Raw genomic sequence first — 13,386 nt, 5'->3', positions numbered from 1 at the left:
GCCGTTTCGTCGGGGGTCGCTCAGCTGGATCCGGTCCGGTCCGGTCCGGTCCGGCGTGGTTCAGCGCAGCGGAAGGGCGTGCAGGATGTCGTCGTGCCCCGCGTAGAGCCGGCCGCCGTCGCACGCGACGGTCCAGACGTCCTTGCCCGGGCCGGAGTCGTGGAAGGTCCACCCCAGCTCGCCGGTCGAGGTGTGGATCGCGCTGACCCCGCCCGCCGCCGTCCCCGGGACGAACAGCGTGCCGTCGGCGAGCAGCGGTCGGCTGCGGCGGTCCAGCAGGAACGGCAGTCGGCAGGACCAGAGCACCGCGCCGGTGATCCCGTCGTGGCAGGTGACGGTGCCGTGGTCGTTCGGGACGAACACCTGGTCGCCGTTCGAGAGGGGCGGCAGCGCCCGCCAGGAGTCGCCGGGGGCGGGGGAGTAGGTCCAGACGGGTTCGCCGGTGGGGCGCAGCTTGCGCACGCCGCCGTTGCCGTCCGGGACGAAGACGTTCTGCGCGTCGGTGGTGCACCAGCGCAGGTCCTCGTCGCCGGGGGCGGTCCACAGCTCGCGGCCGGTGGTGGCGTCCCGGGCCACCAGCTCGGTGCGGCTCCCGAGGAAGCGGACGCAGGCGAGGAGGTGGCCGCCGAGGGAGGTGGCGGGGGTGACCGGCTGCTCCAGGTGCTCGGTGGGGACGGACCAGAGGAAGGAGCGGTCGGAGACCCGCAGCGCGAAGAGGCGGTTGTTGGGCGGGGTGCCCTCGAGTCGGGGGCGGCCCCAGGAGTAGCCGTAGAGGATGCCGTGGTCGTAGCCGGTCAGGCGGGTCTGGCCCTGCAGCTCGTCGGGCAGCGGCAGGCTCCAGTCGGCGGCGGGGTCGGTGAGGTGACGGGCTTCGAGGTGGCCCTGGTAGGTGGTGGCGAAGAGGTGTTCGGGCCCGATCACGACCTTGCCGAGCATGTCGAGGTCGCTGGGCCAGTCCCGGGAGGGCGGCGGGTCGAAGACCAGCAGCCGGGCGGCGGTGCCCCGGGCGGGGTCGAGGACCTGGAGGCCGTTCCTGGAGAGGTAGACGGGACGGCCCGGCGGGTCGGTGAGCCGCTCCGGGGTCATCGCCTCGGGGCCGCGGTAGGTCCAGAGCGGGGTCGGTCCGGACAGGGCGGTGGGCTGTGGCCGGGTCGGCTTCGGCGCGGGCAGTGCCTCGCCGGCACCCGAACGGCCGAACGCCCACACGGCCCCGCCGGCCGCGAGCACCCCGGCCCCGATCAGCATCCGGCGCCGGCTCGGCCGAGGCCCGTCCCCGCCCCCGACGATCACGTCCTGGGGCGCCTCGCCGCCGCCGTCCTCCTCCCCGTCCCACTGCCACGACGCCTCGCGCGCGGCCTCCTCGGACGACGGAGACTGCATACCGCTCTCGCTTCCCCACCGGCGGCCCCACGCCGCCACCCGCCCGGAGGATACCGAACAGTCCCCGAACCGTCCGAAACCCCGGCAACGCCCCTACCATGCCGGGGCGCTCGACCGGTACGCCAGGGCGGGTATCCCCTTCCACCGGCGGGTCGAGCAGGGGGCTGGGCGGGTGCCGGTCGTCCACACGTACGTCCTGGACGCGGCCGAGGGGGTGTACCGGGCGGGGGAGCCGTTCACCGGGGTGGTCAAGGGCGGTGGTGCCGTACCCGGTGGAGGTGGACCGCTCCGGGCTCTGAGCAGTTCGCCGTCAGGGCTTCTCCGGCGGGTGGTCGGCGAGGTCGGCGAGGACGTCGGCGTGGCAGGGGAGCGGGGCGCACCAGCAGCCGAGGCGGCGGCCGCGCAGCGGTGGGACGAGGGCCAGCAGCTCGGGTCGGGCGAGGAGGTAGGCGCGGTACTCGGCGACCATCTCCTCGCGGGTGAGGTCGGGGCCCGGGCGGTAGGGGCAGTGCAGGGGGGATTCGGCGAGGTGCCAGCCGCCGCGGTGCATGGCGCGGCCGACGTAGACGACGTCGTCGTAGTCGGGGTCGTCGCGGTGGCCCTTGAGGTTGACCACGGTGGTGCGGCGGGATGTGCTCGGCATGCCGTCCATGCTGGTGCAAGCGGGGCGGTCCGGCAGCGCGGGGCGGGGGCGGGCTCGCCTTGACACGGTTCCGGGCCCGGCGTAGCAAAAGAGCATGCGCCATCCGCATGCGACCGGTGGGGCCCCTGGGGCGCGGTCCGGGCCGGACCTGCCGCGCGAGCCAGGGGCCGACGCGCCGGTGGGCCGGGCGGTTCCGCGATCTGTGGGGGAGACGGCCGGGCAGGCGGACCACCGGCGGGACGAGCTGCTCGCCGACGCGGTGCGCCGGGTGCTCGGGTCCAGCGGGGCGTACGGCGCGATGGTGCACCTGCGCTCTCCGGACCGGCGGTCGCTGGTGCTGCGGACGATCGTGGGGGTGCCGATGTCGGTGATGGGCCCGTTCCGGCAGATCGCGGCGGCCGGGCCGCTGCCGGTCGCGGTCTGCTTCCGGACCGGGCACGAGATCCTGCTCTCGGACTCCGAGGACACCATGCGGCGCTTCCCGCAGCTCGCGGTCGGCCTGCCGTACGACTTCGCCTCCGCCTGCGTGCCGGTGGAGCACGGCCACGAGCGGTTCGGGGTGCTGAGCGGGCTGTGGCCCGCCTCGGACGACGGGGTGCCGGCCGCCGCGGGCCCGGCGCTCGCCGCGGTGGCTGCTCGACTGGGCGACGAGCTGGCCGAGTTGGATGCGGACGGGCAGTCGGCGGAGCCGGGCGGGCCGGTGGTGGTGGTCGAGCTGCCGCCGCCGTCGGTGCCGAGCACCCGGGTCGGGCTGTTCGATTGGGACGTGGCGACCGGGGCGCTCGCCACCGACGCGCAGTTCCTGGAGATCTTCGGCTTCGGACCGGGGGAGTTCGACGGCACGGTGGCGGCGCTGAACCGCCGGATCGCCCCCGGTGACCTGCCGGAGTTCCGCGCCGCCGCCCGGACCGCGCTGGAGCACGGCGAGGTGCTGGCCGCCCGCGTCCGGGTGCTCGGGCCGGACGGCCTGCCGTACCCGGTGGAGCTGTGGGCGCGGGTGCCCACGGCGATCTCGGACGGCCGGACCCACCTGGTCGGGGCCGTGCTGGACGTCCGGCACCTGACCGCCGCCGCGGCCGCCGTCGAGCGGCTGCGCGAGGGCGTGGTCTCGCTCGATCCGGACGGCCGGATCGGCTACGCCAACCGCGCCGCCGAGCCGCTGCTGCGGGCCCGCCGCGAGGACCTGATCGGCCGGCACCCCTGGGACGTGCTGCCCTGGCTCGCCGACCCCTTCTACGAGAACCCGCTACCGCGCGGCGCTGCTCTCCCAGCGGCCCACCGCCTTCCTCGCCTCCCGTCCGCCGGAGGGCTGGCTCGCCTTCTCGCTCTTCCCCGACACCCACGGTGTCACCGCCCGGGTGGTCGCCGCGGAGTCCCCGCCGGACGCCGCCGCGGGCGCCGCCGAGCCGGCGGCCGCCGCGCCGCCCGCCGCCCGTACCGGTGTCGCCGGCACCCACCACCTGCTCCAGCTCGCCAGCGTGCTCACCGAGGCGGTCACCGTGCGCGACGTGTGCCGGGCGGTGTCCGAGCAGATCCTGCCGGCCTTCGGCGGGCAGGAACTCGCCATCTACACGGTGCGCGACCAGCAGCTGCACCTGGTCTCGCAGTCCGGCTACCCGGACGGCTTCCTGGACACCTTCGAGGGCACCCCGATCGACGCCCGGGTGCCCGGCGCGGAGGCGCTCAGCACCGGCACGCCGATCTTCTTCGAGTCGGTGCGCGAACTCGCCACCGCCTACCCCGGCCTCGCCCTGGACGAGATGGGCGCCTGGGCCTTCCTGCCGCTGATCGCCTCCGGCCGCCCGGTCGGCAGCTGCATCCTCGGCTTCGACCGCCCGCGCCCGTTCACCGCCGAGGAGCGCGGCCTGCTCACCGCCCTCAGCGGGTTCATCGCCCAGGCCCTGGAGCGCGCCCGACTGTACGACGCGGAGTTCGCCGTGGCCCGCGGGCTGCAGCAGGCGCTGCTGCCGCACCGGCTGCCCGAGGTGCCCGGCATCCGGATCACCGCCCGCTACCTGCCCGGCACCCAGGGGATGGAGATCGGCGGCGACTGGTACGACGTGATCGTCACCGGCGGGGACGTCACCCTGGTGATCGGCGACGTCGAGGGCCACAGCGTCGCCGCCGCCGCCGCGATGGGCCAGCTGCGCAGCGCCGTCCGCGCCTTCGCGAGCGGCGGTGACCCGCCCGACGAGGTGCTCGCCCGCACCAACCGGCTGCTGCTCGACCTCGACCCCGGGCTGCTCGCCAGCTGCTGCCTGGTCCGGTTCACGCCCGCCGACGGCGCCGCCAGGATCGCCCGCGCCGGGCACCTGCCGCCGGTGCTGCGCCACCCGGGCGGGCGGGCCGAGGCGCTGTACGTGGCGGGCGGGCCGCTGCTGGGGGTGGACGACCGGGCCACGTACCCGGTCAGCGAGCTGCGGCTGCGGTCGGGGTCGGTGCTCGCCCTGTACACGGACGGGCTGGTCGAGGACCCGGCGGTGGCGATCGACCAGGGCGTGGACCGGCTGCGGGCCGCGCTGGCCCGGGCGCCGGAGGGGGAGGGGCTGGAGGAGGCGGCGGAGCGGCTGCTGCACGAGGTCGGCTCGACCCACCGGGTGGACGACGTGGCGCTGCTGCTGACGGCCTTCGACTGAGCGACCGCGGGGCCCGCTCTCGTCAGGTCCGGTGCGGCGACTTTCGTCGGTGCCCGCGGCGACGAAGGTGGACGGCGGGTGCGGTGACCGGCCCGATAGCCTCGACGGGTGGATGCGATCGCGCGGGCCTGGAAGAAGGCGGTACGGACGGCGCTGCCCGGACCCTGGCGGCCCGGGCGGGTGGTGGGCGAGGCTGCGCTCGCCCTGCTGATGGGCGGTTTCGCCGCCCTGGCGGAGCTGGCCGTCGGTTCCGGACTGGCGGTGCCCTTCGGCCTCGGCGTCGCCGTGTTGTCGGTGCTGCGGCGAGGCCTGCCGGCCACCGTGCTGCTGGCGGCCTCGGCCGCCGCCGGCTGGTCCGGGGGGCCGGTGCTGCTGCTGATCTGCGCGGGCTGGTCGGCCGGGGCGCGGATCCGCCGGGTCTGGACGCTGGTCGGCACCTTCGTCCTGGGCTGTGTGCTGTTCACCGTGACGGGCGTGCTGAAGGACGCCGCCACGGTCTCGTTCAAGCTGGTCCTCGGGCTGTCGTTCGGCGGCTTCCTGGTGCTCGCCGTGCTGCCCGCGCTCTACGCCCGCTACCGCGCGCAGCGGCGCGCGCTGCTGGACGCGCTGCGCGACCGCAACGACCAGCTGCTGCGCGAGCGGGTCATGGTGGTGCACCAGGCGCGGCTGCGCGAGCGGCACCGGATCGCCCAGGACATGCACGACAGCCTGGGCCACCAGCTGGCGCTGATCTCGGTGCACTCGGGCGCGCTGGAGGTGGACCGTACGCTCACCGACCGCCAGCGGGAGGCGGTCGGCGTGCTGCGGCAGGCGGCGGTCGCGGCGATGCGCGAGCTGCGCGAGGTGGTCGGGGTGCTCCACGACGAGTCGACGGCGCTGCCGCCCGCGCCGGGGGCCGCGGCCGCGGGGCCCGTCCGCGGCGGGGTGGACGGGATCGACGGGCTGGTGGAGTCCTCCCGGGCGGCCGGGGCGGCTGTCGCCCTCTCCCAGGAGGGCGAGCGGCGTCCGCTGCCGGCCGCGGTCGACCACGCGGCGTACCGGATCGTGCAGGAGGCGCTCACCAATGCCCACAAGCACGCCCCCGGCGCGCCGATCGGCGTCGCGCTCCGGTACGAGCCGGACGCGCTGGTGGTGGAGGTCACCAACACCTGTGCGCCGGAGCTGGTGGGCGTGCGCGCCGGTGCGGGCCAGGCCGTCAGCGGCGGTCAGGGGCTGACCGGCTTGCGGGAGCGCGCACGGTTGGTCGGCGGGATGGTGCACGCCGGGCCCACGCCCGAGCAGGGGTTCCGGCTCGCCGCCGTGCTGCCGTACGAGGGGGCGGACGGCGACAAGGAGGGCGCCGCCGCCACGGCCGGGGTGGACGACTGGGTGTTCGAGGGCCTGCCGCCGGTCGACGAGGTGGACGGCAAGCGCCGCAGCCCCGCGATGGGCTGCGCGGTCGGCGTGGTGGGGGTCGGGGTGGCCCTGCTGGGGCTGGTGGCCTGGGGGATCGTCGGCCTGGTCAAGGGCAACAACGACGCGACGGTCCACCAGCCGGTGTACGACCGGATCCAGGTCGGTACGGCGGAGGCCGCGGTGCTGCCCGAGCTGCCGCCCGGCAACAGCCTCTTCACCGACGACTACAAGAGGACCGGACCGGCCGTGCCGGAGGGCGCGCACTGCCGCTGGTACATGCTGGCCGGCCCGTCCGACGAGGCCTGGAACGAGCAGCACGTGGCGCGGTTCTGCTTCAAGGACGGCCTGCTGGTGGACAAGCAGGAGTACGTCACCAAGGACTGACGGCGCACCCGCCCGGACCGGGGGACCGGCGGTCCGGGCGGGTCGGCGGAGATGTGAGGATGGTGCCGCAGCCGAAGAGCACCGTTCGAGGGGAATGACCAGCGTGATCCGAGTCCTCGTCGCCGACGACGAGCCGCTGATCCGGGCCGGGATCAGGATGATCCTTGGCTCCGCCGACGACATCGAGGTGGTCGCCGAGGCCGCCGACGGCCGGGAGGCGCTGGAGCTCGCGCGGGCGCACCGGGTGGACGTGGTGCTGCTGGACATCCAGATGCCGGTGATGGACGGGCTGACGGCGCTCGGGGAGCTGGCGAGGGTCGCACCCGACGCGCGGGCGCTGATCCTCACCACCTTCGGGGAGCGCGAGAACGTCCTGCGCGCCGTGGCCGAGGGCGGCGCCGGATTCCTGCTCAAGGACACCGCGCCGAACGAGCTGATCCAGGCCGTCCGGGCGGCGGCCGGCGGGAACGCCTTCCTCTCCCCGGCCGCCACCCGACACATCGTCGACTCGCTGGCGGCCGGGCGCAGCAGCTCGCTGGCCGCCCGCAGCACCGCGGCCCGGCGTCGGCTGGAGGTGCTCACCGGGCGCGAGCTGGAGGTGCTGGCGCTGCTCGGCGAGGGCCTGTCCAACGCGGACGCGGGGGCCCGGATCCACATGAGCGAGGCGACGGTGAAGACCTATGTGAGTCGGATCCTGGCCAAGCTCGGCTGCGAGAACCGGGTCCAGGCGGCGCTGCTGGCGCGGGACGCGGAGCTCGACGGGCGGAGCTGAGCGCGTCCGCGTGGTCACCGATCGTGGTCGATGTGGCGGATGCCACTCGACGCGTGCGCGGAATCGGGAACTCCGGATGCGCTGGTGACGGTCCGTCAGTCATTCGTTGCGATGAGTTGATGGTGTGCCGGCTCTGACGAATGGACAGGTGTGAGCGATGGCACGGGAATTGACCATTCGATCTTGAAAATGTGGTCAGACCTGGTCAAACCGATCACCGTTTCTTGATCGATACCGCCGGTAACAGTCAACTGACCTGCGATGTCCAAGAATCGCTTGCTGCGCCCCGGGAATGCCCCCTAGCTTCATTGGCGGCGCAACGAGCGCCACCCGGGTTCACCCCGACACACCGCCCGCCGACTGACCCACGGCGCGAGGGCGGTGACCGCCGACCAGGCCGGCTCGAACCAGGCCGTCGGCGTGCGGAGGTGACCGGGGCGGCACGGCACGTCCGACACGTGCGCGGCCGCCCATCGAGTGAGGTGCGCGGAAAGACGACCTGCCCATGTCCCGGGCCTGGTTCCGCCTGCCCGCCCGGGGCTTGTCGAGAGGACCTTCATGACTCACCGTCACGAGACCGCCGCTGCCACCGAGACCACCGTCACCAAGCGCAACCGCGTGCGGATGGCGGTCGTCGCGGGCGCCGCTGTCGCGGCCCTGCCGGTGGCCGGCCTCGTCACGGCCACCTCGGCCTCCGCCGCACCGGCCTCCGTCTGGGACGCCGTCGCCCAGTGCGAGAGCGGCGGCAACTGGAGCATCAACACCGGCAACGGGTTCCACGGCGGCCTGCAGTTCTCCTCGAGCACCTGGCGGGCGTACGGCGGCACCGCCTACGCGTCCCAGGCCGAGCAGGCCAGCAAGGGGCAGCAGATCGCGATCGCCGAGAAGGTGCTGGCCTCGCAGGGGCCGGGCGCCTGGCCGGTCTGCTCGAAGAAGGCCGGCCTCGCCAGGGGAGGGGCCCCGGCGGCCGTCGACACCTCGTCGGGCGCCAAGCCCGCCGCCAAGCCCGCCCAGCCGTCGACGAAGGCGGCGAAGCCCGTCGCCAAGCCCGACGTGAAGCCCGTGGGCAAGCCGGCTCCGGCGGCCGCTCAGCAGGCGCCCAGGGCCGCCGCCCCGGCGCAGGGCCGGCCGTCCGCCAAGCCCGCGCAGTCCGCGCCGTCCACCCCGAAGAACACCGCGGACGGCAGCTACACCGTCAGGAGCGGTGACACGCTGAGCGAGATCGCCGCCAAGTTCGGCGTCGACACCGACGGCCTGTACCGCAAGAACGTGGGCGTCATCGGCGGCGACCCGGACCTGATCTTCCCGGGTCAGACCCTGGCCGTCTGACGGCGCCCGTCCGGCGGAGCCCGACCGTCCGACGGGGCCCGTGCGTCCGACGGAGCCCGACCATCCGGCAGGGCGCCTGACCCGGCCTCCGGTGGAGCCTCGCAATCCCGGCCGAGCGGCCGCCCCCGCGCAGGGGGCGGCCGCTCGGCGCGTCGAGTCGCGGGGTGGTCCGGGTGGTCGGTCCGTACGACCGGCGGGCGGCGTGCGCGCCGGGGTGCGGGGGCGTTTCGAGGATTGGTTGAACATTGAACGCAACGTCCGAATACCGCCGGAGGTTTGAAGCGCCCCGGGCCAGGATCGAGTCATGTCCGAGATCGGAACGAGGAGTTCTGGAGATATGACGATGAACGGAACCGCGGTGCTCGACGGCAAGGTGGCCCTGGTGACCGGCGGCAGCCGGGGGATCGGGGCGGCGGTCGCGCTGCGCCTGGCGGAGGACGGCGCCGATGTGGTGGTGACCTACCAGGGCGGCGCGGAGCGGGCCGCGGAGGTCGTCGCGAAGATCACCGCGATGGGGCGGAGCGGCTGGGCCGTCCGCGCGGACAGCGCCGACCCGGAGGCGGTGCGGGCCGCGGTGGCGGCGGTCGCCGAGCGGTTCGGGCGGCTGGACGTCCTGGTGAACAACGCGGGCGTCGGCGCCCTCGGGCCGATCGGCGAGCTGTCGCTCGACGACGTCGACCGGGTGCTGGAGGTGAACGTCCGGGCGCCGTTCCTGTTCGCCCAGGCCGCCTCCGCGCACCTGTCCGAGGGCGGACGGATCGTCACCGTCGGCAGCTGCATCGCCAAGCGGGTCGCCTTCCCCGGCGCCACGCTGTACGCGACCAGCAAGGCTGCGCTGGTCGGGCTCACCAAGGCCTTGGCCCGGGAGCTCGGCCCGCGCGGGATCACCGCCAACCTGGTGCACCCGGGCCCGATCGACACCGACATGAACCCGGCCGACGGCCCGTCGGCGGAGTTCCAGAGCGGGCTCACCGCGCTCGGCCGCTTCGGCACCGACGCGGAGGTCGCGGCCGCCGTCGCCTACCTGGTGGGCGAGGACGGCCGGTACGTGTCGGGCGCGGAGCTGGCGGTGGACGGCGGCTTCGCGGCCTGACCGGACCGGCGGTCCGACGGGCCGACCGCCTGACGGTCCGGAACCCTGACCGCCTGACGGTCCGGAACCGGACGGGAGGGGGTGCGGTGTCGTGCCGGGCGGTTGTCGGCGCTCGCGCTTACGATCACCCGGCACGACCCGTGCCCCCGACCCGTGCCCCGACCGAGAGGTGTGCCATGACCGCAGCGGATGACCCGATCGGACTGCTCGCCCGGGCCCTCGCGCAGACCGCCGGGCTGATCGACGGCACCGGCGTCGAACTGGCCGGCCACCCGACCCCCTGCCGCTCCTGGGACGTCGGCGACCTGATCGGTCATCTGCTCCACGACCTGCGGCAGTTCACCGTCCGGGCGCGGGGCGGGCAGCCGGACTGGTCGCAGTCCTTCGAGCGGGTCGAGGAGGACTGGCTGCACGCCTTCGAGGCCGGGGCCGAGGATCTGATCGACGCCTGGCGTGCGGCCGGGGAGCTCGGCGGGACGCTGGAGGTGCCCGGCGTCGGCACCCTGCCGGCCCGCTTCCCGGTGGACCAGCAGACCGCCGAATTCGCTGTCCACGCCTGGGATTTGGCCCGCGCCTCCGGGCAGAGCACCGAGGGCCTGGACCACGAGGTCGCGCTCGCCGCGCTCGCCTGGGCGCAGGGCGCGCTCAAGCCCGAGTACCGCGGCGCGGAGGAGGACCACCACGCCTTCGGCCCCGCCGTCGCGGTGCCCGAGGACGCGCCGCCGTACGACCGGCTCGCCGGATTCTTCGGGCGCGACCCGGCGGCGCCGGTCACCGGGTAGTGCGGGCGGCGGTGGCACCGCCGACGCGGGTGCGCCCGCGCCGACCCTCCGGCTGGGGGCGCACCCGGGCTCAGGACCGCGCTGCCTGCCGGGCGGCCGCCTGCTTGATCGCTTCCCGGATGCGCGGGTAGGTGCCGCAGCGGCAGACGTTCTGGATCCGGTCGATGTCCGCGTCCGTCGGGTTCGGCGTGCGGCGCAGCAGGGCGACCGCCGTCATGATCTGCCCCGGCTGGCAGAAGCCGCACTGGGCGACGTCGCAGGCGAGCCAGGCCTCCTGGACGGGGTGCAGGGTCTCGCCGTCGGCGAGGCCCTCGATGGTGGTGACGCTGTGGCCCGCGCAGTCCTTGACGGAGCGGGTGCAGGGCTGGAACTCCTCGCCGTCGAGGTGGCTGGTGCAGGCGCGGCAGACGCCGACCCCGCAGCCGTACTTGGGTCCCGTGACGCCGAGCTTGTCGCGCAGCACCCAGAGCAGCGGCATGTCGTCCGGGGCCTCGACGGTGACGGACTGCCCGTTGAGGACGAAGGTGTGGCTGGGCATGGGGAGTCGGGATCCTCGGCTCTGGAAGGTCGGGAGGTGGTGGGAGAAGTGGTGGCTCGGGGCCGGCTCAGAAGTTGATGGGGAAGGAGCGCGGGCTGGTTCCGGTCGCGCGGGCGTAGGCGTTGGCGACGGCGGCGCACGCGGCCGGGACGCCCAACTCGCCGGCGCCGCCGGGCGGTCCGCTCGGTGGCATCAGGTGGACCTCCACCGCGGGCGGGGTGTGCCGCTGCCGGGCGTAGTGGAAGTCGCCGTAACTTCCCTCCCGGAAGGCGCCGTTGTCGAGGTGGTTGCCCGCCTGCAGGATCACCGAGATGCCGTCGACCAGCGCGCCGGTCAACTGGGCTTCCAGGCCCTTGGGGTTGATGACCCGGCCGACGTCGGCGGCGACCACGGCCTTGGTGACCCGGGGGCCGGCCCGGTCGGTGGCGTCCAGTTCGACCAGGTAGGCGGCGATGCCGCCGTTCTCGTCGTGGTAGCCGATGCCCTGGGCCTGGCCGGAGGGCATCGGGCGGCCCCAACTGCCCTTCGCGGCGACGGTGTCCAGCACGGCCCGGCCGGCGGCGCTGCGCAGCCGGGCGCGGCGGAAGGCGACCTCGTCCTGGCCCATCCGGCGGGCGAGTTCGTCCATCACGATCTCGTCGGAGACCCGGACGGTGCCCGAGTAGACCGAGCGCCAGCTGCCGGTGTGCAGTTCCAGCGGGACCTCGGCGAGCAGCTGGGTCGGGATGCCGACGTCGTACGGGTTCTTCTCGGTGAGCAGGAAGAACAGCTCGGAGGCGGTGAGCCCGGCCAGCGGGAGGTTGTAGCCGGCGGCGGTGAACGCCTCGCCGAGCCCGTGGCCGAAGTCGGTCTGCACGCTCGCGGCGCGGTGCTCCCAACTGAGCACCTGGCCGAGGCCGTAGACGGCCCGGATCCGGTGGTGGCTGGCGGGGCGCATCCGGCCGTGGCGCATGTCGTCGTTGCGCGTCCACATCAGCTTGACCGGGCGGCCGGCGGCCTTGGAGATCCGGGCGGCCTCCAGAGCGGCGTCGAAGAACAGCCGCCGGCCGAACGAGCCGCCGCCGCGCACCACGTGGACGGTCACGGCGTCCTGCGGCAGGCCGAGTTCGGCGGCGATCGTGTGCTGCGCGACGATCGGGCTCTGCGCGGCGAACCACAGCTCGGCCCGGTTCGGCCGGACGTCGGCGATGGCGGTGAGCACCTCCATCGGGGCGTGGTTGACGAAGGCGAAGTCGAACTCCGCGTCCAGGTGCTGCGCGAGCAGCGGCGGAGCGAGGAACGGCAGGTGGGCGGCGCGCAGCCGGTCCTTGACGTCGTCGTCGGACAGCCCGGCGACCGGCCCCGGGTTCCAGGTGGTGCGCAGCGCGTCGCGGGCCTTGAGCGCCTGGTCGAAGGTCTCGGCGAGGACGGCGACGCCGCTCGGGATCTGCACCACGCCGAGCACCCCGGGCATGGCGCGGGCGGCGGAGGCGTCCAGGGACTTGAGGGTGCCGTTGACGGTGGTCGGGCGGGCGACCACGGTGGGCACGGCGCCCGGGACCTGCAGGTCCCCGGTGTACTTGGCACGCCCGGTGACGATGTCGCGGGCGTCGATCCGGCCGGTCGGCCTGCCGACCAGGCGCAGCCGGTCGGCGGCCTTGGGCAGGGCGGGGACGGCGGGCGCGGCGATCGCGGCGGCGTCGGCGGCGAGTTCGCCGTAGCCGAGCCGGCGGCCGTCGGGGGCGAGGACGGCGGAGTCGGCGGTGCGCAGGGTGGTCGCGGGAACGTTCCAGCGCCTGGCGGCTGCGGTCACCAGGCGGGCGCGGGCGGCGGCGGCCGCGCCGCGCACCGGGTCGTACAGCGAGCGGATGGAGTTGGAGCCGCCGGTCAGCTGGTTGAAGAGCAGTTCGGGGCGGCCGTCGGAGAGCGGTACGTCCACGTCGGTGAGCCGGGCGTCGAGCTCCTCGGCGACCAGCATCGCGATCGCGGTGGTCAGGCCCTGGCCGACCTCCAGCCGGGGCAGGTACAGCGCCGCGCGCCCGGCGGGCGTGATTTCGAGGACGAGGAGGTGGGAGGTCGGCAGGCCGGCGAGGATCATCGCGTCGCCGAGGTCGACGATGTCCGGGATGCCGGGCAGGCCGAGCAGTTGCGGGGGTACGGCGGCGTCGAGGGCGTGCGCGGCGGGGCTCCCTCCGGCGCCCGGCGTGGCGGCCTGTGCGGTGGCGGCGCTGTCGAGGCCGAGACGGGCGGCGACGGTGAGGGTGGGCGCGGCCAGCAGGTAGGTGAGGAAGCGGCGGCGGCCGGTGGCAGTGGCGTCCGGGGTGGCGTCCGGGCGGTCGAGGGTGCGCGGGTGTCCGGTGTCGCCCGGGTGGCCGGTGGAGTCCGAGGGGGCGATGGAGGTGCTGATGGGAGGAAGCCCCTTCGAGCCGGAGAGAGCGCCGGATCGGGCGGGCAC

Annotated in this window: 10 protein-coding genes and 1 pseudogene; 7 read left to right on the top strand and 4 right to left on the bottom strand. The window is 74.9% G+C overall.

All coding sequences use genetic code 11. From position 1 onward, the window contains the following. Positions 1 to 60: 60 nt before the first annotated feature. Together ACZ3TI_RS17430 and ACZ3TI_RS17425 are read right to left on the bottom strand one after the other, a co-directional pair. Complete coding sequence (locus ACZ3TI_RS17430; RefSeq protein ID WP_465727073.1) at positions 61 to 1,380, bottom strand: outer membrane protein assembly factor BamB family protein; 1,320 nt, start codon at positions 1,378 to 1,380, stop codon at positions 61 to 63. Positions 1,381 to 1,690: 310 nt separating this feature from the next. After that, complete coding sequence (locus ACZ3TI_RS17425; RefSeq protein WP_465727072.1) at positions 1,691 to 2,023, bottom strand: DUF4326 domain-containing protein; 333 nt, start codon at positions 2,021 to 2,023, stop codon at positions 1,691 to 1,693. A 94-nt stretch (positions 2,024 to 2,117) separates the two neighbouring features. On the opposite strand from ACZ3TI_RS17425, the pseudogene ACZ3TI_RS17420 reads away from it, so the two are divergent. From ACZ3TI_RS17420 to ACZ3TI_RS17390, 7 genes and pseudogenes are all read left to right on the top strand, one after another. Then, positions 2,118 to 3,335 (top strand): annotated as a pseudogene (locus ACZ3TI_RS17420) (PAS domain-containing protein); the annotation flags it as partial. A gap of 46 nt (positions 3,336 to 3,381) precedes the next feature. Next, positions 3,382 to 4,659, top strand: coding sequence for a PP2C family protein-serine/threonine phosphatase (locus ACZ3TI_RS17415; RefSeq protein ID WP_465727071.1), 1,278 nt, complete (start codon positions 3,382 to 3,384; stop codon positions 4,657 to 4,659). A 108-nt stretch (positions 4,660 to 4,767) separates the two neighbouring features. After that, on the top strand, positions 4,768 to 6,438 hold the full coding sequence (locus ACZ3TI_RS17410; RefSeq protein ID WP_465727070.1) for a sensor histidine kinase: 1,671 nt from the start codon (positions 4,768 to 4,770) through the stop codon (positions 6,436 to 6,438). 103 nt (positions 6,439 to 6,541) lie between these two features. Beyond that, positions 6,542 to 7,210: a response regulator transcription factor gene (locus ACZ3TI_RS17405; RefSeq protein ID WP_465727096.1), complete on the top strand. Its 669-nt coding sequence runs from the start codon at positions 6,542 to 6,544 to the stop codon at positions 7,208 to 7,210. Between the two features lie 558 nt (positions 7,211 to 7,768). Beyond that, on the top strand, positions 7,769 to 8,539 hold the full coding sequence (locus ACZ3TI_RS17400; protein WP_465727069.1) for a transglycosylase family protein: 771 nt from the start codon (positions 7,769 to 7,771) through the stop codon (positions 8,537 to 8,539). A gap of 337 nt (positions 8,540 to 8,876) precedes the next feature. Continuing rightward, on the top strand, positions 8,877 to 9,632 hold the full coding sequence (locus tag ACZ3TI_RS17395; protein WP_465727068.1) for an SDR family NAD(P)-dependent oxidoreductase: 756 nt from the start codon (positions 8,877 to 8,879) through the stop codon (positions 9,630 to 9,632). Between the two features lie 176 nt (positions 9,633 to 9,808). Then, a complete protein-coding gene (locus ACZ3TI_RS17390) occupies positions 9,809 to 10,414 on the top strand; it encodes a TIGR03086 family metal-binding protein (RefSeq protein WP_465727067.1) in 606 nt (201 codons plus the stop codon). Positions 10,415 to 10,484: 70 nt separating this feature from the next. Here the strand turns inward: ACZ3TI_RS17390 and ACZ3TI_RS17385 are convergent, their stop codons facing one another. Together ACZ3TI_RS17385 and ACZ3TI_RS17380 are read right to left on the bottom strand one after the other, a co-directional pair. Next, positions 10,485 to 10,952 carry a (2Fe-2S)-binding protein gene (locus ACZ3TI_RS17385; protein WP_465727066.1) on the bottom strand — a complete coding sequence of 156 codons (468 nt, stop codon included), beginning with the start codon at positions 10,950 to 10,952 and terminating at the stop codon, positions 10,485 to 10,487. Between the two features lie 67 nt (positions 10,953 to 11,019). Then, on the bottom strand, positions 11,020 to 13,386 hold the full coding sequence (locus ACZ3TI_RS17380; RefSeq protein WP_465727065.1) for a xanthine dehydrogenase family protein molybdopterin-binding subunit: 2,367 nt from the start codon (positions 13,384 to 13,386) through the stop codon (positions 11,020 to 11,022).

The organism is Kitasatospora sp. NPDC023120 (genome assembly GCF_055560835.1).
Note: the sequence above shows the minus strand (reverse complement) of the source record. Positions and strands in the feature narration are given on the sequence as shown.